This is a genomic window from Enterobacter cloacae complex sp. 677-3DZ2D5B (assembly GCF_004136695.1).
GTDB lineage: Bacteria > Pseudomonadota > Gammaproteobacteria > Enterobacterales > Enterobacteriaceae > Enterobacter > Enterobacter hormaechei_C.
Genome location: NZ_QFLS01000006.1, coordinates 151,656 through 171,164, shown reverse-complemented (window position 1 = coordinate 171,164; position 19,509 = coordinate 151,656). Strand labels below are relative to the sequence as shown.

Genomic DNA, 19,509 nt, shown 5'->3' with positions numbered 1-19,509 from the left:
TTCAGAACGACCAGCGCAGATTGGCGTTAACCGAGTTGACGCGGGTATCCGCACCATATTGTCCCTGGTAACCCACATCCAGCGTCGCAGCACGCGACAGCTGTACGCTCACGCCGATATCACCGACCATCACATCCTCATCCACGGCCTGTCCCTGAGTAATGAACGCGTCGCTGCCCGCAAACGCCATGCGCGAAGAGGTATTCTTATCGCCATAGGCGTGCTGCCAGCCCAATGAACCGTAGAGGTTAACGTGCTTCGGCAGCTCGGTCACACCGCGCAACCCGAGTGTCGTGTAGAAGGTGTTCATCGTTTCGTTACGGACGCTCAGCGCAGCGGCACCGCCGTCTTCCCTGAAGCTGTCGGTATGCAGCCGGATGTACGATAAATTGACGAACGGCTCAATATTCCTGTCTGGCTGGCCGAAACGGTAGCCCGCTTCGGTGAACGCCAGCAGGGAGTTGGCGTCGTAATCTGACTTCAGCCGATCCGAGAAACCGCTGAAATCAACATTGCGCTCGCCTTCGATCTTGTGCCAGGTATAACCCAGCGCGCCGCGAAGGGAGAACGCATCCTGTTGACCCGCCGCATACAGGCCAAGGTGATAGTTGTCGGTATCCGTTGAGGATCGACGGCTGTCGACGTCGTAATCACCCCGGCTGTAGCCGAAGTAGCCGCCGACCCGCACGTTATGGTCCGCCAGCTTGCGATCTGCCCCCAGCAGGAAGCCGGTGGTGTTGCCGTCCAGCTTGCCCACGTTACCGTCGCCGCTGTTTCGGCTCCAGGAGCTGAAGGTCTGGCCCCAGACGCCATTGTTTTGCGGCTCCGGCTGCTGCACCAGCGACATGGCTAACGGTGGTATCGGCAGGCTGTCGTTATCAAACGCGCGCTGCATGCGCTGGTTTAACACGTTAAACACCTGCGTGCTGCCAGCGATCAGGTTGGACTGCATTGACGGATAAACTTCACCAGAAAGCTGGTTGAACGCCTCGCGCGCTTCCGGTGCGCTCAGCAGAAGCAGCGAGTTATACAGCGCCAGAGACGGGCCGCTTTGCGTCAGCGTGGAGAGCGCGCCAGCGGTATTCCACTGGTTGCTGCTTTGGGCCACGGTCTGGAAAATGCCCGGCTTGCCGCTGCCCGGGTTTTCACCTCCGGGGTTTTCACCACCAGGATTCTCACCGCCAGGATTTTCGCCTCCGGGGTTTTCTCCACCAGGATTCTCACCGCCAGGGTTTTCGCCTCCGGGGTTTTCACCACCAGGATTCTCACCGCCAGGGTTTTCGCCTCCGGGATTTTCTCCTCCAGGATTCTCGCCACCGGTCTCTTTCTGCGCGATGGTCAGATCGACGGCGTTGGTGCTTTGCTTAAGCGCCACGTCGAGGAAGGCGGATTTGGAGATCGCGCCGGCGAACTCACCGTCAATTCCCCCGTCGGAGGTCAAAATGCGGTAGCTTTGGCCCGTTTTATAGCTGGTTTGCGGATCCAGCGCGGTGACCTGTACCTTAGCCTGATTGCTGATGGTGGTTTTGCCCGATACCAGTAGCTGGTCGCTGCGGCCATCTCCTGCGATATCGACGTCATAGAAGGATTCGCCGATAAAGTTCAGATAGCGTTTCAGCGTCAACGTACCGATAGTGCCGTCGCCGGGCGAGATATGTCCGCCGGACAGGATCTCGGTCTGGCCCAGCGTCCCGTTGCCGCCCAGCGTGCCGCCGGACTTGATTGACGCGGCGCTGCTGTAACCCACCCCGTTGCTGACGTCTGAACCCGCCGTCGCATTGAGGATCAGCGTGCCGCCGTTCTCCGCGCTAAGCGTCTGGACGTCAAAAATATCGTCTTCTGGTTGGGTATTAATATTGCTGGCAATAATGACTTTACCGCCCCGCGCGGTGACGTTCGCCTTGAGTGCGGAAAGATCGCCGTTCAGCGTCGTCTGCCCGGAGGTGTTGATCACATCACCTTCACCGCTCATCGTGTTGCTGAAGATGTAATTTCCGTCGGTATGGTTGAAGTAGACATAGCTGCCGAACAGTCCGCCACGCAGGCTTATTGCCGTCTTCGCATCGAGGGTACCTGCGCCGCCCGCCGTGCCAAGCGTTGGCTCAGTTAAACCCGTGCCGGTGTCCATATTGCCGCGGCTGCCGATGATGAGCGCACCCCGGTTCGAGCCGGAACCCGATGTCCCCACGATCAGCGCATTGCTGCCAGCGGAAAATGAACCGCCGTCAATCACAGACAGCACGCCATTGCCGTAATCGCCCACGCTCACGCTGCTGCCGCTGGTAAAGCGTGAGTCCTCGCCCGCAATAACCAGCTCGGCGGTTTTCCCTGCCCCGGAGACGCCTGCCACCTGCACGCCGCCAACGTTAACCGTTCCGCCGTTCAGCACGTCCAGGTCGCCATAAAGCGTCAACGTACGGCCAACGTTCCACTGTGAGCCGCTCCCAGTGACGGTGGCTTTCGGGCTCAGCGTGTCGGTTTCACCCGGTCCGGTACCGTTGCCGATGCGTGCATCGTAAGCGGTATTGAGCGCAGCGCCGTCTTCAATCGCAAGCGTGGAGCGTGCGCCCAGATCGGTGCCTACGCTGAGAAAATTACTGGTCACACGAGAGCCAGCACCCGTGGCGATAAGGTGGCTGTCGTAGCCGCGGGTGGTGCCGACAACAATCTCCTTTGCACTCGCCAACGCGCCCTCTTCGACTCGCAGGGTGCCGAGGCCAAGATTCAGGTCGCCGCGCAGGACGTACCGATCGTTCACCGCGTTAAGCTCAGCGTCTGGCCCACGGACCGTGACCACGCTTTCATAAATTTTGCCGTCGAACAGCCGACCGATATTGATGTTATAGGCGGTGATTTTGCCATTATCGATCAACAGATTTCCGCGTTGATTACGTCCAACATAAACATCACCGGTGTAACCCAGCGTTTCGGTAATACGCGAGTCGCCATCAAAAAAGGCATCGGCTGCACGCGCGATATCGGCAGGTAAAAACAGTAACAGCGGCGCGGAAAATAGAGCGAGGTAAAGTCTGGAAAGCGGTGTCTTAACCGCTAAAGAATGCGATGTAGAGTTATTCACGGGCTATCTCCGTACACATTAGCATGATGTCAGGAACATCGTTTTTTTATGAAAACTCAGATACGCCAGATAATGTAAAAGGCGTTATTTATGTACGCCTTTTGATGCGGCGTTAATTATTTATGTGTGACAACAGGTGTACAGGTTGGCGCGCTCAGCGTCGGTGCGGATCCTAAAATTCCCGGCATCATCATCGATGAACAATCGAAAATACGCCCTTTTTCTGTCGTGGCGCGATAAGAGAGTTTTTGTCCTCCCAGTGCGTCCGGCTGGGCGCCATTAACGTTGGTCACAGTTATTTCATCCGATGAGCCCAGTCCCAGCATTTTAGCGGTCTCCGCCTGGAGGAGTGGAATAGCCTGATCGGTTTTCAACGTGGAACAACCGGCTAACATCAACGTAACGGTTAAAACGATTAGTGGTTTTTTCATAAATTATCCTTGATATCCAACCAGTTAATTTTACTGATTGTATTTATGTTTTCTTTTACCCAAATCAGCGAATAATATATTTCTCTTTCCTAATCGAAAAAACCCTCCTAAAGTAGGGTGGGTAGATAATAATTCATCTGTACTCTAAGATATGCGAAGGTAAAAGGAGGCTCCTTTGGGACAGAATTATGCGTTAGTCGTTGATGACCATCCATTGGTAGCAAGCGGCATCGCCAATTTTCTGATTACACATTGCCAGTTTAAACAGGCGTGTGTGGTGACGAATGAGGATGATTGCTACCGACAAATTAGAGATCATGGCCCGCCACGTTTGCTGGTAATCGATTTTTGGCTCTCTTCCGGAACGGCCCTGAAATTACTCAAAGAAGTAAAACAACTTTACCCACAGGTACGACTCCTGGTGGTCAGCGGGGATGACAATAATGATATCTGGCGCAAAGTTAATGCCGCCGGGGGACACGGTTTTGTATTGAAAAGCGAGCCACCTGAGATGTTCTCGCGGGCCGTTTTCGCACTCACTGATAATCAGACCTGGTTTCCTGAGGGAAACGAAATTTCCGTTAAGGCCAATAATGAGAAGTTAAGTAAATTTAACTTAACGCCGCGACAAATAGACGTGTTAAATATGATTATGCGCGGCCTGCCGAATAAACGAATCGCCGCACAGCTTTCAATTTCTGAGCCCACGGTCAAAGAACACATCAGCAATATATTGAAAAAGATAGGCGTTAACAGCCGGGTTGAAGCCATCACGCTTCTGCATGGCAAGCAGGATCCGTCGGAATGAGGTTTTTCCAGAGCTTACAAAATGATGGTATCTCTGCTCCGGCGCAGATCCGTTTGCTAAACAACACCTTTCTTCGGCTGGTATTTAGCTTTAGTGCTGTGCCCTTTGTGGGTATTCCTTTCGCCATCTGGATTTATATGCTTGGGGACGACCTCGGCCCAACGATTATCTGGATAATTATTTATCTGCTATGTGCCGTGGCGATACGACTATTGCACCGATGCTATCAGCGTGAAGCGAAAGAAAACGGTGAGAGGGACGTCCTGCGACGCTGGCTTCCGCGTATTAATAATATTGCCTTTATTCACGGGCTGGGAATTTCTTCACTCTATTTAATTACGCCACAGACGCAGAATTTTGACTTTTTCCTGTTACTTAATATCAGCATCGCCGCCATCGTCGCCGCCAATGCGACACATCTGACGCCTGTCATCAGTACCTTCACGCGTTTTTTCTTCGCCTCCTGGGGGGTGCTGAACCTCGGTATTATCTGGCGGCTGGATGAGTTGATGTTCATCGTGCTCATGCTGAATCTACTTTACGGCTTCGCAATTTACCGCCATGCGTTAACTTCCCATGCGTTCTTTATTCAGCAGGCACTGCTTGAGGAAAAAAGCTCACGGCTGGCGGAACAGTTTCGTCAGGCCAAAGAGGACGCGGAGCAGGCACTGCTGGATAAAAACCAGTTTCTGACCACCGCCAGCCACGATCTGCGCCAGCCTGTGCATGCTATGGGCTTTCTGATCGAAGCCATCCTCCATCGAAACCGGGACGGCAGCCTGACGCCACAGCTTCTTGACCTTCAGCAGAGCGTTCGCTCGGTACATTTAATGCTCAACTCTCTGCTCGATCTCAGCAAAATAGAATCCGGGAATGTCCTCTCTGCCCCGACCAAAGTGGATATCGGTGCTCTGCTCGACTCGGTTATCACGCTGTTTCGTGAAGAGGCCAACAGCCGCGCGCTTAGGCTGTGCATCCGGCGGCCTAAACGCCATATCTACGTGATGGGCGATCCGCTACTGGTGCGACAGTCCCTGATCAACCTGATTCAAAACGCCCTTCGCTACACGCTCCAGGGCGGGGTGCTGGTCGCCATCCGACCGCGCGGTGACGAGTGTATGGTGGAGGTGTGGGACACGGGAGTCGGTATCGCCGATGAAGAGAAGGGCAAAATCTTCTCACCTTACTACCGCCCCGAGCTGGCATGGAAGATCGACAGCGCCGGACACGGGCTGGGACTGGCCGTCGTTGCCCGTTGTGCCAAGCTGATGAAGGTGAAATACGGGATGCAATCCATTGAAGGGAAAGGCTCACGCTTCTGGATGCGCTTTACCCAATATGCTGGCGAAGATAGCGTGCTGGATACCCCGCCCGCCGCTGATAACACCGCCACGCCGGTACGCTATGCGCCGCTGCACGGTTCCTGCCTGGTTGTCGATGACGACCCGCTGGTGACGTCTGCCTGGGAGAGCCTGATGAGCGTCTGGGGAATCGACGTACGCTGTGCGGCCTCCGCTGAAGAAGCGTTTGCCATAATCGACGACGGCTTTACGCCGTTCGCCGTGCTGTGCGACCAGCGCCTGCGATCCGGCGAAAGCGGCTTCGATATCCTGAAAGCGCTTTTTGAACGTCTGCCGGATATGAGCGGCGCGATAGTTAGCGGCGAATTTAATTCACCGGTTCTGCTGGAGGCGGAGCAGGAGGGGTACCTGGTACTCCGCAAGCCTCTGGAGCCAGCTAAACTGTATGCGCTGCTGACGCAGTGGTTGGGATGTCGTTAAGGGAATGCAGAAGTAATGATTCTGGCGGGCTCAGAATGCAAAAACGGACCTCCGTGGAGGTCCGTTAATATGAAATTTGGTGCCCGGACTCGGAATCGAACCAAGGACACGGGGATTTTCAATCCCCTGCTCTACCGACTGAGCTATCCGGGCAACGGGGCGCATTAAACCCGATCCTCCCTCCGGCGTCAACGAAATTTGTTGCTTTCGGTGCAGACTGCACACTCTCTCACCATTTCGTCGCAAACTTAAGCGAAAAAGTGCGTCCAGAGCGCGGATAGCGGCATCGCGAGCAGCAGGGCAGGGAGCATGTTCACCACTGCAAACATCTTAATGCCACAGATTCGCAGCCCTGTCGCCAGCAGCAACAGGCCGCCGACGGCGGTAAAGTCTGCCATCATCGCTGGCGTTGTCAGCGGCAGGATCAGCGTGGCGCAGGTGGCCAGCGCCAGTTGAATAAGCAACATCGGCACGCAAATCGCGGCGACGGCGATGCCGAGGGTGGTGGCAAAGATGGTGGCAGTAAAGAAATCCAGAAACGCTTTCGCAATCAATATGCTGGGATCGCCGGTCATCCCTTCCTGCATCGAACCGAATATCCCCGTGCCGCTGGCGCAGAACAGAATAATGATCGCAACGTAGTTCTGAACAAACGACTCGTGCGTGCCGTGCTTCGCCTTGCCCGGTCGGGCAATCAGATTTTTGGCTTTGCCTACCGCGTGATTGATGCCCTTTTCCAGATAGCAAAATTCGCCGATCAGTGCCCCGAGCAGCGTCGCCAGTACCATCACCGGCAGGTTGGCGCATTTCACCACTAAAAGGATACCAATCCCTAACGACGCCAGGCCAAAAATGGAGGGCATGGAGACGCGAATACGCTCCGGCAACCGCTGGCTTAATACTGCCCCAAGTACACCGCCCAGCAATACGGCTCCCGCATTGATAAAGGGTCCAATTACCACGTTTAACTCCTGTTATTTAAGCACTGGCATTGCATCATTATGGCACGTTCGTCCCTGATTACGCTTAGCTTTGGGAGGCGTAACGCATACTGATTCCTTCTTGCACCTGAAAATAAAAGGTGACATGATTGCGCGAATTTTCTCCTTCCTGTCTCACCGTTCGGTGAGGGTATTTGCGCCTATGAAAACCATGAAAATTGCCGTCAGCCGCGAGCTGGTATCCAAAGTTTCTACGCATCGCGAAAAGGTTATGCTGGATAACACTGATTTCACCGATGTGGCGGCAGTCGTCATTACGGTTGTTGAAAGCTACAGCGGCATTCTCGCGTTGCTGGAGCGTACGGGCTTTCAGCTACCGGTATTTATGTTCTCAACAGAGCCAGGAGAGGTGCCAGAGGGTGTCACGGCGATCATCTCGGGTAAAGCACAGGAATTGCTGGAACTGGAATCTGCCGCCTGCCGGTATGAAGAGAACCTGCTGCCACCCTTTTTTGACACCCTGAGCCAGTATGTGGCGATGGGAAACAGCACCTTTGCCTGTCCGGGTCACCAGCACGGCGCCTTTTTCAAAAAACACCCGGCGGGGCGGCAGTTTTACGACTTCTTCGGTGAAAACGTGTTTCGTGCCGATATGTGCAATGCCGACGTGAAGCTCGGTGATTTGCTGATCCACGAAGGTTCTGCCAAGCACGCGCAAAAGTTCGCGGCGAAAGTGTTCAACGCGGATAAAACCTACTTCGTGCTGAACGGCACGTCGGCGGCCAATAAAGTGGTGACCAATGCGCTGCTGACTCGTGGCGATCTGGTGCTGTTCGATCGTAACAACCACAAGTCCAACCATCATGGGGCGCTGATCCAGGCCGGGGCAACGCCTGTCTATCTTGAGGCAGCCCGTAATCCGTTTGGTTTTATCGGCGGGATTGATGAGCACTGCTTTGATGAGGCCTGGCTGCGGGAACTGATCCGTGACGTCGCGCCGCAGAAAGCCGCCGAGGCGCGCCCGTTCCGTCTGGCGATCATTCAGCTCGGCACCTACGATGGCACGATCTACAACGCCCGTCAGGTGATCGACAAGATCGGGCACCTTTGCGACTACATCCTCTTTGACTCCGCCTGGGTCGGCTACGAGCAATTTATCCCGATGATGGCGGAAACGTCTCCGCTTCTGCTGGAACTGAACGAGAACGATCCGGGAATTTTCGTGACCCAGTCGGTCCACAAGCAGCAGGCCGGGTTCTCACAAACGTCGCAGATCCATAAAAAGGATAACCATATTCGCGGTCAGTCGCGCTTCTGCCCGCACAAGCGGCTGAACAACGCGTTCATGCTGCATGCCTCCACCAGCCCGTTTTACCCGCTGTTTGCGGCGCTGGACGTGAACGCCAAGATCCACGAGGGCGAAAGCGGACGCAGGCTGTGGGCGGAGTGTGTCGAGTTGGGCATTGAAGCGCGCAAGGCCATCATCGCTAACTGCCATATGATCAAACCGTTTATCCCACCGGTGGTGGCGGGGCGGCCATGGCAGGATCACCCCACGCAGGCCATCGCCAGCGAACGTCGCTTCTTTAGTTTTGAACCGGGTGCAAAATGGCACGGTTTTGAAGGCTATGCCCGCGAGCAGTATTTCGTCGATCCGTGCAAGCTGCTGCTGACCACGCCGGGCATTGATGCTGAAACAGGGCACTATACCGATTTCGGCATTCCGGCGACCATTCTCGCCCACTACCTGCGCGAGAACGGCATTGTGCCGGAGAAGTGCGATCTCAACTCCATCCTGTTCCTGCTGACGCCAGCCGAGAGCGCGGAGAAGCTGATGCAGCTGGTGGCGATGCTGGGGCAGTTTGAACAGCATATTGAAGACGACACACCGCTCGCGGATGTGCTTCCGACCATCTATCAGAAATACCCGGTGCGTTACCGCGACTATACGATCCGCAAGCTATGCCAGGAGATGCACGATCTCTACGTCAGCTTTAACGTGAAGGATTTACAGAAGGCGATGTTCCGTCAGGAGAGCCTGCCTGCCGTGGTGATGAACCCCCAGGATGCCAACCAGGAGTACATTCGCGGGAACGTCGAACTGGTGCGTATTCGTGACGCCGAAGGACGCATTGCCGCCGAAGGTGCGCTGCCATACCCGCCGGGCGTGCTGTGCGTGGTGCCGGGGGAAGTCTGGGGTGGAGCAGTACAGCGCTACTTCCTGGCACTGGAAGAGGGCATTAATATGCTGCCGGGTTTCTCCCCAGAGTTGCAGGGCGTTTACAGCGAGAAGGATGCGGACGGGATTAAGCGGCTGTATGGGTACGTATTGAAGTAGGGACCCTCACCCTCTCCCCAAAGGGGAGAGGGGATTGCACGGAGCCGTCTTTTCACCCTCGCCCCTTTGGGGAGAGGGCCGGGGTGAGGGGAGTTAAGTCGCACTACGCCTGTACATCCTTCTCGGATGTCCAATCTTACCGTACAGCATCTCCACCGTCAGAAAACCCACCTCCACGCAGTGTTCCAGATAGCGCCGGGTGGTGGTTTTACTCAGGCCCGTCTCGCTCACCACCTCATCCACCGTAAAACAGTGCGCCGCCTTGTTGTTAAACAGCATTTGCACCCGCGCCAGCGTGTTCTCCTCTATCCCTTTGCTGCCGTTGTCCAGACGATAGTTTTTCGCCTGTAACTGATAGAGTGAATCCACGTTCTGCTGGTCGACAATCTTCCAGACGCGCTGCTGTTCGGCAAACTGCACAAAACGCTCCAGCGACTGGCTGAGCCGCTTCCAGGAGACCGGCTTAAGGATATAGTCAAACGCGCCGTTACGAATGGCCTGGCTACAGGTGTCCATATCGCTGGCGGCGGTGATGAAAATCACCGAGCAGTTGGCGCGGGTGAGCATCGGGTTGCTGATAAGGGTGATGCCTTTGCCGTCCGGCAGGTAGTTATCCAGCAGCATCAGCTTCGGCTGTTTGCTCTCCAGTTGTACCTGCGCGTCGGCCAGCGACGCGGCAATCCCCACCAGCCTCAGACGCGGATGTTTACCGATAAGCTCCGCGTGCAGTTGCGCCAGTTCGTTCTCGTCTTCAACAATCAGTACGTCGATAAGTTCATGTTGCATAGTCGGTATCTTCCAGTTCCTGTACGGGGTGCCGGGCCGTTCCCGTGGCGGGAATAAACAGTGAGAAAATGGCACCGCGTGGGGTGTTATCGGCAACTTCAATTGCACCGCCAGCCTGTGTGACATAGCTTTCAATCAGATACAGGCCAATACCATGATCGCCGCGCGTTTTGGTGGTGATGCCGCGCTCAAAGATCCGGTCGCGGATCTCCGGTGTGATGCCGACGCCCTGGTCGGCGACTTCAATAATCAGTTCCTGCTCGTTCAGCTTTATCAGCACGTCCACCGGGGCATGCGGGAGCGGTGCACGCTGGGTCGCTTCAATGGCGTTATCCAGCAAGTTCCCGATGATCGAGATAAGTTCCGATTCGAGCAGCGGCAGGAACGGTTTATCCACCCGGCAGGCCGGATCGAAACTCAGCTCAACGCCTTTTTCACGCGCGCGGGCGGCCTTTCCAAGCAGCAAACCACACAGCGTCGGAGAGCTAAAGCGGGACGAGATAAAGTCCAGCAGCTCCTGAGCGTGTTCCGACTGCGCCTGTATGTAGCGAATTGCCTCGTCATAACGGCCCATATGCAGCAGGCCGGACAGCGTAGTCATGCGGTTCAGCTGTTCATGGCGCATGATGCGCAGGTTATCAACGTAGCGCTTCACCTGGCTGAGCTGGGCGCTGAGCGAGTCGATCTCGTTGCGATCGCGAAAGGTGATCACCCAGCCCTGCAATGCATCTTCCAGCATTATCCGCACCCGGCTGGCAATGACCGTGAGATCGTTAAAGCGACAGATCTCATCGTGGGTGTCTTTCGCAAGCATGGTTTGCGCGTTGAAGAACGGGACGGGCGCGATCACCTGGCTGATGGGCTGACCCCGCAGTTCGCGGGCGGGCTGGCGTAAGCCTAATAATTTACGCGCCGCCTGGTTAATCACCTCAATGCGAAGATCGTCGTCGATGGCAATCACCCCTTCATAAATGGATTCCATCATCGCCTTTTGCTGGCGCACCAGCAGGCCGATTTCGCGCGGCTCCAGAGAGAATATCTGCTTCTTGATGCTGCGGGTGAAGAACCAGGAGAAAATAAACAGGGCGATAAGCAGCAGCACGGCGGCAATCAGGATATTTACCACCTTGCTGACGGTGATGGTGTCCAGATAGCTTGTGAGATAGCCTACCGAAACAATCCCCACCACCTGCCCGGCATCATTAAAAATGGGCGCTTTGCTGCGCAGTGAAATGCCTAACCCGCCCTTGCGGATGGTGATGGTACTTTTGCCGTGTAATACCTCGTCGTTATCTCCGCCAACCAGCGTTTTGCCTACCCGGTCGGCAAACACGGAGTGGAAAAGATGCAGCCCCTTATTGTCACCAATCACAATAAAACTGGCGTCGCTGCGGGCGGCTATTTTCTGCATAAAGTCATGGATGCCCTGGATATCCTTTTGTTCGACTTCTTTTCGCAGGGTTGGAATAAGCGCAATTTCTTCGGCCTGTATTTTTGCGCGCGCGCTCATTTCCTGATAAAGCTGCCTGCCGACATCGACATAATAATATCCGCCCAGTAATGCGAACAGCACTGAGAAAAAGGCGACCAGCGAAATAAACAGCTTGATCTGAAACGATACTTTCATAACTATCACGCGAGATATCAACAGGTCGGCTGAATATATCATCTTTTAAGGCCAGGATGCCCGCTTTGCCGAAAACTTGTGATCCCTTGCACAGCGCAGCCTGTAAAAGATTTTTCCGAAAGTCTCATCCTCTTAAGGTTAAATGAATAAATGTTATTTCTTTGTTCAGCTAAGAAAAGAAACCATAAAAACCACGGCAATAAATAAGGCATAAATCACATTAAATAAAAGAAACCATTAAAACCATAGCGTCCATTAAAACTTCGCTTTTAATATGCCATCCCTCACATAAAGTAAGCCTTTGTGACTCTAAGCTGAACGCACAAAATAACTAAGGGGCTTATTATGAGCACAACTGACGATTCATTCTCTGTTACCCACGACCCGATTGATATTCAGCGGCCATCGCTCAAAGAGCGCTGGTGGCATATTATGGATACCTGGAAAATCGGCATTATACCTCTGCCGCTGTTCGTTCTGGCGGGCGCGCTGATTGCGATTGATTGCCTGGGCGGAAAACTACCGAGCGACATTGTGGTCATGGTGGCCACGCTGGCCTTCTTCGGCTTTGCCTGCGGTGAGTTCGGCAAACGCCTGCCGATTGTCGGCAAGCTCGGCGCGGCGGCAATTTGCGCCACCTTTATTCCTTCCGCGCTGGTCTATTACGGCCTGCTGCCGGATGTAGTAGTGGAATCCACCACTAAGTTCTATAAATCCACCAACATTCTTTATCTCTATATTTGCTGCATTATCGTCGGCAGCATCATGAGTATGAACCGCACCGTGCTGATCCAGGGCTTCCTGCGCATCTTCTTCCCGATGCTGTGCGGTGAAATCGTCGGCATGATTGTCGGCATGGGTGTTGGGCTGGCGCTGGGCCTCGAGCCGTTCCAGATCTTCTTCTTTATCATTCTGCCGATCATGGCGGGCGGCGTCGGGGAAGGGGCGATCCCGCTCTCTATCGGCTATGCCACCCTGTTGCATATGGATCAGGGCGTGGCGCTCGGCCGCGTACTGCCGATGGTGATGCTCGGCGGCCTGACGGCGATCATTATCTCCGGTTGCCTCAACCAGCTCGGGAAACGCTACCCGCACCTGACCGGTGAAGGCCAGCTGATGCCGAATCGCGCCAATGCCGATGCCACTGTCTCTCAGCCTGCGTTCTCCGGCAAGGCGGACGTGACGACCATCGCCTCCGGCGCGCTGCTGGCGGTGCTGCTGTACATGCTGGGCATGCTCGGTCACAAGCTGATTGGTCTGCCTGCGCCGGTCGGCATGCTGTTTATGGCGGTGCTGGTGAAGCTCTGCAACGGTGCCTCTCCGCGTCTGCTGGAGGGCTCTCAGGTGGTGTACAAATTCTTCCAGACCTCTGTGACCTACCCGATTCTCTTTGCCGTTGGCGTAGCCATCACCCCATGGCATGAACTGGTGGCCGCCTTCACGCTGACCAACCTGCTGGTGATTATCAGCACCGTCTCCGCGCTGGTGGCAACCGGGTTCTTCGTCGGCAAAAAGATTGGTATGCACCCGATTGATGTCGCCATCGTCTCCTGCTGCCAGAGCGGCCAGGGCGGTACTGGTGACGTGGCGATCCTGACCGCAGGCAACCGCATGAGCCTGATGCCGTTCGCCCAGATTGCTACCCGTATCGGCGGGGCGATTAACGTCTCCATCTCTCTGCTGATTCTGGGCAACTTCCTCGTTTAAGTTTTCAGGAAAGAACAATGAAACTCGCAAGCTTTTTATACCAGGGAAAACGCAGCTACGGCATCGTTCAGGCCGACGGCGTGATTGATTTAGGCCGCCGCCTCGGCGACCGCTATGGCGATCTTAAAGCGCTGTTGCAGGGGAACGGGCTGGCGCAGGCCACCCGATTCCTGAACGACGCGGTGGATGTACCGCTGAACGCCATCACCTTCTTACCGGTGATTGTCCAGCCGGAAAAAATCCTCTGCGTGGGCATGAACTACGCCGACAAGCGCAAGGAGTTTGACCAGCACAACCCGGCCCCGACGCTGTTTGTCCGCTTCCCGGACTCACAGACCGGCCACAACGAGCCGGTGCTGAAGCCGCGCCACTCCAGCGAATTCGACTACGAAGGCGAGCTGGCGGTGATCATCGGCAAAGGCGGGGAGAATATCAGCCGCGACGACGCCCTGCGCCACGTGGCGGGCTACAGCTGTTACATGGACGGCTCCGCCCGCGACTGGCAGCACACCTGGTTCACCGCCGGGAAAAACTGGCGGCAGACCGGGGCGTTCGGCCCGTGGATGGCGACGGCGGATGAGATCCCCGATCCGCACCAACTGGCAATCCGCACCTGGCTGAACGGCCGCATGGTGCAGGAAGACAACACCAGCAGCATGATCCACAAGGTGGCGGAGCTGATCGAGTACATCAGCACCTTCACCCGTCTCAGCCCGGGCGACGTGATCATCACCGGCTCACCTGGCGGCGTGGGTAAAAAGCGCAACCCGCCGCTGTTTATGAAGGAGGGGGATCGCATTGAGGTGGAGATCGAGCATATCGGTCATCTGAGCAACGTGATCGTGGAAGCGCCAGCCGTCGGGCTCGCGGCAGCGCACTGAGTAAGACGGCAGCATGCAATCGCAACCCATTGATTTTCGGCACACCGTTGTGGCGGAACACCCGGAACGCTTAAGCCAGATCCGCTACCTGCTGGCAGACAGCGGCCTTGGCCTGGACAACGACATCACGCTGTTTGTCGAAGCCTGGTCCGGCGCGCAGCTGGTGGGTTGCGCCGGGCTGGCTGCCAACGTCATCAAATGCGTGGCGGTCAACGAGCAGCTTCGTGGGGAAAACCTCAGTGCGCGTCTGCTGGCAGAGGTGGAAAATGCGGCGCTGGAGCGCGGCCATTTTCACCTCTTCCTCTGCACCCGGCCGTGCAACCGGGAGCGCTTTGCCCGCAGCGGCTTCTGGCCTATCGCCCAGAGCGGGAACAACGCGGTGCTGATGGAGAACACCCCGCAGGGGATCGCGCGCTACTGCCGTTCCCTGCGCGCGAAGCGCAAGTGCGGGGAGAACATTGGCGCCATCGTGATGAACGCCAACCCGTTCACCCTCGGCCACCGCCATCTGGTGGAGCAGGCGGCGCAGCGATGCGATGCCCTGCATCTGTTCGTGGTGCGCGAAGACGCGTCGTTCTTCCCGTTCAGCGCGCGTCTCGAGATGGTGCGCGCGGGCGTGGCGCACCTGCCGAACGTGGTGGTGCATGAGGGCTCGCAGTACATCATTTCCCGCGCCACGTTTCCGGCCTACTTCCTGAAGGAGACCGGCAAGGTGCAGCAGGCGTGGAGCGAGATCGACGTGCTGATCTTCCGGGACTTCATCGCCCCGGCGCTCGGCATCACGCACCGCTTCATCGGCTCGGAGCCGTTCTGCGACATCACCCGCCAGTACAACCAGACGCTGCACGACCTGCTGGCCTCGCATATCGAGGTGGTTGAAATGCCGCGCATCAAGGCCACCGGTAACGCCATATCGGCGTCCGAAGTGCGCCGCTTACTGAAGACACAGCAGTTTTCCCGGATCCGGGAGATTGTCCCGGACTCCACCTTCGCGCACCTCGAAACGCATTACCGTGCGAGTGCCGAAGTCGCTTAACTACCAGGAATTTATCATGAAAATTGTAAGGGAGGCGCTGGCCGGAACGCAGGAGTCCAGCGACCTGATGGTGAAAATCGCCCCCGCTCACGGTGAGCTGGAGATCGTCATCCACAGCGAAGTGATTAAGCAGTTTGGCGAGCAGATTCGCCAGGTGGTCAACGACACATTGCGCGCCATGAACGTGCACCAGGGATTAATCATTATTGAAGACAAAGGGGCGCTGGACTGTGTTATTCGCGCCCGCCTGCAAAGCGCGCTGATGCGTGCCGCCGATGAACAGGCCATCAACTGGGAGGCGCTGAAATGAGCAAACTCCGCCGCAGTATGCTGTTCCTGCCAGGCGCCAATGCCGCCATGCTCTCTACCGCCTTTATCTACCGTCCCGACTCCATCATGTTTGACCTTGAGGACGCCGTGGCCCTGCGCGAGAAAGACACCGCACGCATGCTGGTGTTCCACGCGTTGCAGCACCCGATGTATCAGGATATCGAAACCGTGGTGCGCATTAACCCGCTGAGCACGCCGTTTGGCCTGCTGGATCTGGAGGCCGCCGTGCGCGCGGGCGTGGACGTGATACGCCTGCCGAAAACCGACACCCCGGACGATATTTACGAGCTGGAAGGCCACCTCGAGCGTATCGAGCAGGTGTGCGGCCGCGAGGTGGGTTCCACCCGCGTGATGGCGGCGATTGAATCGGCCATTGGCGTCATCAACGCCGTGGCGATTGCCCGCAGCTCTCCGCGCCTCATCGGCATTGCGCTGGCCGCCTTTGACTACGTGATGGACATGCAGACCGAGCGCGGCGACGGCACCGAGCTGTTCTACGCCCGCTGCGCCGTGCTGCACGCCGCCCGCGCGGCAGGCATCGACGCCTTCGACGTGGTGTGGTCAGACGTTAACGATGAAGCCGGGTTCCTGCGCGAGGTCGACCTGATCCGCAAGATGGGCTTTAACGGCAAATCGCTGATTAACCCGCGCCAGATAGACCTGCTGCACAACGCCTACGCCCCGACACGGGAAGAAGTGGAACACGCGAAGCGGGTGATTGAGGCGGCAGAAGAGGGCGAGCGTAACGGCCTGGGCGTGGTGTCGCTCAACGGCAAAATGGTGGATGCACCGATTATTAACCACGCGCAGGTGGTGCTGGAGCGCGCGGCGGCCTCCGGCGTGCGTCGGTAAGGATGACATAATGAATCAGACAGAACTTCTCCATATGAATTTCCCCCATCTGCGGGATCTGAAACCCTTTGATACCGCCCACAGCGCGACGCCGTGGCTGGCGGACAGCGAGGCGAAGCACAGCCGCAAGCTCTGCGCCTCTATTGAAGAGGCGGTTAAGCGCTGCGGCTTGCAGGACGGGATGACCATCTCCTTCCACCACGCCTTTCGCGAAGGCGACCGGGTGATCAACACCGTCGTGGCGCTGCTGGCGCGGATGGGCTTCAAAAATCTGACCCTGGCTTCCAGCTCGCTGATGACCTGCAACGACGCGCTGATCGAGCATATCGAAAGCGGCGTCATCACCCGGATTTACACCTCCGGCATGCGCGGCAGGCTGGCGGATGCCATCTCTCACGGGCTGATGGACGAGCCGGTACAAATTCACTCCCACGGCGGGCGCGTGAAGCTACTCCAGGACGGCGAGCTGAATATCGACGTGGCGTTTCTCGGCGTGCCGTGCAGCGATGAGTTTGGCAACGCCAACGGCACGCACGGCAAATCGTGCTGCGGCTCGCTGGGCTACGCGATGGTGGACGCGCAGTTTGCCCGTAAGGTGGTGCTGCTGACCGAAGCGCTGGTGCCGTTCCCCAATATGCCCGCCAGCCTGGTGCAGGATCAGGTGGACTACATCGTGCAGGTGGAGAGCGTGGGCGACCCGGCGAAAATCAGCGTCGGCGCAGCGCGCGTCACCAGCAACCCGCGCGAGCTGATGATTGCCCGCTATGCGGCGGACGTGATTGAACACTCCGGCTACTTCAAACCGGGCTTCTCGATGCAGACCGGCTCCGGCGCGGCGGCCACGGCCTGCACCCGCTTTATGGAAGAGAAGATGGAGCGCAGCGGCGTGAAGGCGCGCTTTGCGCTCGGCGGCATCACCGGCAGCCTGGTGGATCTGCACGAGAAGGGGCTCATCGAAAATCTGCTCGACACCCAGTGCTTTGACGGCCAGGCAGCGGCCTCGCTGGCGCGCAACCCGAACCACGTGGAGATCTCCACCAACGTCTACGCCAACCCCGGCAGCAAGGCGGCAAGCTGCGACCAGCTCGACGTGGTGATCCTCAGCGCCCTGGAAATCGACGTCGACTTTAACGTCAATGTCATCACCGGCTCCGATGGCGTGATGCGTGGCGCATCCGGCGGACACTGCGACGTGGCGGCGGCAGCCAACCTGACCATTGTGGTCGCGCCGCTGCTGCGAAGCCGCATCCCGACCGTCGTGAAGCGCGTTACCACTCGCCTCACGCCGGGGGAGAGCATTGACGTGCTGGTCACCGACCACGGTATTGCGGTCAACCCGGCGCGCCCGGAGATCCGCGAACGACTCATGGAAGCAGGGATGAAGGTTGTAGATATCAACGCGCTGTATGAGCGAGCGATTTCGTTGACAGGCGTACCGAAACCGATTGAGTTCACCGACAAAATCGTCGGGGTGATCCGCTACCGCGACGGCAGCGTGATCGACACTGTGCGACAGGTGAAGGAGGAAGTATGACTTTAGCGACACCCGTGCGGGCGGGTGTCAGCCTGGAGGAACTGCTGGCGGCGAAAGAGCGCCGCGCAGCCCGTCAGGCTGACTGGCTTACGCACTATCAACAACCGGTGATCTCCCTCACGCTGGTCACTCCCGGGCAAATCAAAGACAGCCTGCGCTATCGCAACACCATGGGCGTGGCGTTACAGATGTGCGACCAGCTGCTGTGGGAAAACCGCTGGCAGGTGCTGGACCGCCAGGTGCTCTGGCTACCCACCGGACCTGAAGCGCTGTGGTGCGTCGCGCATCCGGCGGCGGAAATCAAGGCGCACTGTGCAGAACTGGAGCAGACGCACCCGCTCGGCAGACTGTGGGATCTGGACGTGATCTGCCCTGAAAACGGCCTCGTGGGCCGTCAGTCGCTGGGTTCACACCTCAGACGCTGTCTGATTTGCGACGAGCCCGCCCACGCCTGTTCCCGTTCGCGCCACCATCCCGTTGAGCAGGTGGTTTCCCGCGTGGAGAAGATGATCGATGACTGGTTTGCTCGCGACTAAACCGCGCCCGGTTGACGTGCCTGCGCTTGCCGAAGCGGCGCTGTGGCAGGAGCTGGAGCTGACGCCCAAGCCGGGGCTGGTGGACAGGCTCAATAACGGCTCGCATCGGGATATGGACCATGCCTTGTTTGTCCGCAGCATTATGGCGATTACGCCGTGGTTTGCCCGGTTTGCGGAACTGGGTGAAGCACATGCGGCCAAACCTGCCGATCGGCAGTTGCGGATTCTCCGCCCAATGGGAATGGCCTGCGAGCAGGCAATGTACGCCGCCACGGGCGGGGTAAATACCCACAAGGGCGGTATTTTTGCTCTTGGTTTGCTCTGCTTCGCCGCCGGTCGTGTGAAAAATATCTCTGCGGATAGCCTCTGTTGTGAGGTAAGTAACATCTGTCGCGGGCTGGTGGCGCGGGAGCTGGCCGGGCGCAGCGGGCAGGCAACGGCGGGGGAGCGGCAGTTTCAGCATTACGGCTTAACCGGGGCGCGAGGCGAGGCGGAGAGCGGCTTTGCGACGGTGCGTAAGGCGCTGGGGCAGTGGAACGGACAGTTGCTTCACGACCTGCTGTTGCGCCTGATGGCGGTCAATCAGGACAGTAATCTCGTGTCACGCGGCGGCATTCAGGGGCTGCGCTATGTTCAGGGCTACGCGCGGGAACTGCTGGCTAACGGCTGGGATCGCGAGGCGTTGCTTAAGATGGATAAGGCACTGATTGAACGAAACCTGAGTCCGGGCGGCAGCGCGGATTTGCTGTCGGTGGGGTGGGTGCTGTCTGCTATAAAATAGCCGGGTGGCGGCTACGCCTTACCCGGCCTACGGTCTGGTTTTGTAGGCCCGGTAAGCGCAG

General features: G+C 57.3%; 16 protein-coding genes and 1 tRNA gene. 11 read left to right on the top strand and 6 right to left on the bottom strand.

Features of this window, described 5'->3' with window-relative positions; all coding sequences use genetic code 11:
- Nucleotide 1: 1 nt before the first annotated feature.
- Nucleotides 2–3,079: an autotransporter outer membrane beta-barrel domain-containing protein gene (locus tag DD597_RS10665; RefSeq protein ID WP_045342438.1), complete on the bottom strand. Its 3,078-nt coding sequence runs from the start codon at nucleotides 3,077–3,079 to the stop codon at nucleotides 2–4.
- 116 nt (nucleotides 3,080–3,195) lie between these two features.
- Entirely contained in the window at nucleotides 3,196–3,510 is a 315-nt protein-coding gene (locus DD597_RS10660) for a lipoprotein (protein ID WP_003862457.1), read from the bottom strand.
- A gap of 175 nt (nucleotides 3,511–3,685) precedes the next feature.
- Between DD597_RS10660 and DD597_RS10655 the strand changes: the two genes are divergently transcribed.
- Nucleotides 3,686–4,318 carry a response regulator transcription factor gene (locus DD597_RS10655; protein WP_048242078.1) on the top strand — a complete coding sequence of 211 codons (633 nt, stop codon included), beginning with the start codon at nucleotides 3,686–3,688 and terminating at the stop codon, nucleotides 4,316–4,318.
- Nucleotides 4,315–6,099, top strand: a complete 1,785-nt coding sequence (locus DD597_RS10650) for a hybrid sensor histidine kinase/response regulator (protein WP_129256168.1) — start codon at nucleotides 4,315–4,317, stop codon at nucleotides 6,097–6,099. The genes DD597_RS10655 and DD597_RS10650 overlap by 4 nt, the downstream gene beginning before the upstream one ends.
- A gap of 77 nt (nucleotides 6,100–6,176) precedes the next feature.
- Here DD597_RS10650 and DD597_RS10645 read toward each other — a convergent pair.
- Both DD597_RS10645 and DD597_RS10640 read right to left on the bottom strand, forming a co-directional pair.
- Nucleotides 6,177–6,252: transfer RNA gene (locus DD597_RS10645), tRNA-Phe, on the bottom strand.
- Nucleotides 6,253–6,347: 95 nt separating this feature from the next.
- Nucleotides 6,348–7,061: a DUF554 domain-containing protein gene (locus tag DD597_RS10640; RefSeq protein ID WP_129256167.1), complete on the bottom strand. Its 714-nt coding sequence runs from the start codon at nucleotides 7,059–7,061 to the stop codon at nucleotides 6,348–6,350.
- A gap of 181 nt (nucleotides 7,062–7,242) precedes the next feature.
- Between DD597_RS10640 and DD597_RS10635 the strand changes: the two genes are divergently transcribed.
- The gene (locus tag DD597_RS10635; protein WP_129256166.1) at nucleotides 7,243–9,378 is read left to right on the top strand and encodes an ornithine decarboxylase; all 2,136 of its coding nucleotides are present in this window, start codon (nucleotides 7,243–7,245) and stop codon (nucleotides 9,376–9,378) included.
- Nucleotides 9,379–9,471: 93 nt separating this feature from the next.
- Here DD597_RS10635 and DD597_RS10630 read toward each other — a convergent pair whose 3' ends face one another.
- Nucleotides 9,472–10,164 carry a response regulator gene (locus tag DD597_RS10630; protein ID WP_003862448.1) on the bottom strand — a complete coding sequence of 231 codons (693 nt, stop codon included), beginning with the start codon at nucleotides 10,162–10,164 and terminating at the stop codon, nucleotides 9,472–9,474.
- Entirely contained in the window at nucleotides 10,154–11,791 is a 1,638-nt protein-coding gene (locus DD597_RS10625; RefSeq protein WP_129256165.1) for a sensor histidine kinase, read from the bottom strand. Before DD597_RS10625 ends, DD597_RS10630 begins: the two co-directional genes overlap by 11 nt.
- Nucleotides 11,792–12,136: 345 nt before the next feature.
- Here DD597_RS10625 and DD597_RS10620 point away from each other — a divergent pair, with 345 nt between their 5' ends.
- Genes DD597_RS10620 through citG form a run of 8 tightly spaced genes read left to right on the top strand, consistent with a single transcriptional unit; the run spans nucleotide 12,137 to nucleotide 19,448 of the window.
- Nucleotides 12,137–13,498: a 2-hydroxycarboxylate transporter family protein gene (locus tag DD597_RS10620; RefSeq protein WP_022651841.1), complete on the top strand. Its 1,362-nt coding sequence runs from the start codon at nucleotides 12,137–12,139 to the stop codon at nucleotides 13,496–13,498.
- 17 nt (nucleotides 13,499–13,515) lie between these two features.
- On the top strand, nucleotides 13,516–14,379 hold the full coding sequence (locus tag DD597_RS10615) for a fumarylacetoacetate hydrolase family protein (RefSeq protein ID WP_023314832.1): 864 nt from the start codon (nucleotides 13,516–13,518) through the stop codon (nucleotides 14,377–14,379).
- Between the two features lie 13 nt (nucleotides 14,380–14,392).
- Nucleotides 14,393–15,415 carry a [citrate (pro-3S)-lyase] ligase gene (citC, locus tag DD597_RS10610; protein ID WP_047053914.1) on the top strand — a complete coding sequence of 341 codons (1,023 nt, stop codon included), beginning with the start codon at nucleotides 14,393–14,395 and terminating at the stop codon, nucleotides 15,413–15,415.
- A gap of 16 nt (nucleotides 15,416–15,431) precedes the next feature.
- Entirely contained in the window at nucleotides 15,432–15,725 is a 294-nt protein-coding gene (gene citD / locus DD597_RS10605; protein WP_003862439.1) for a citrate lyase acyl carrier protein, read from the top strand.
- Nucleotides 15,722–16,597 carry a citrate (pro-3S)-lyase subunit beta gene (citE, locus tag DD597_RS10600; protein ID WP_129256164.1) on the top strand — a complete coding sequence of 292 codons (876 nt, stop codon included), beginning with the start codon at nucleotides 15,722–15,724 and terminating at the stop codon, nucleotides 16,595–16,597. Before citD ends, citE begins: the two co-directional genes overlap by 4 nt.
- A gap of 10 nt (nucleotides 16,598–16,607) precedes the next feature.
- A complete protein-coding gene (gene citF / locus DD597_RS10595) occupies nucleotides 16,608–18,131 on the top strand; it encodes a citrate lyase subunit alpha (protein WP_049126772.1) in 1,524 nt (507 codons plus the stop codon).
- Nucleotides 18,128–18,667, top strand: a complete 540-nt coding sequence (citX, locus tag DD597_RS10590) for a citrate lyase holo-[acyl-carrier protein] synthase (RefSeq protein ID WP_045895102.1) — start codon at nucleotides 18,128–18,130, stop codon at nucleotides 18,665–18,667. The genes citF and citX overlap by 4 nt, the downstream gene beginning before the upstream one ends.
- On the top strand, nucleotides 18,645–19,448 hold the full coding sequence (gene citG / locus DD597_RS10585) for a triphosphoribosyl-dephospho-CoA synthase CitG (RefSeq protein WP_032610106.1): 804 nt from the start codon (nucleotides 18,645–18,647) through the stop codon (nucleotides 19,446–19,448). Before citX ends, citG begins: the two co-directional genes overlap by 23 nt.
- Nucleotides 19,449–19,509: the final 61 nt, after the last annotated feature.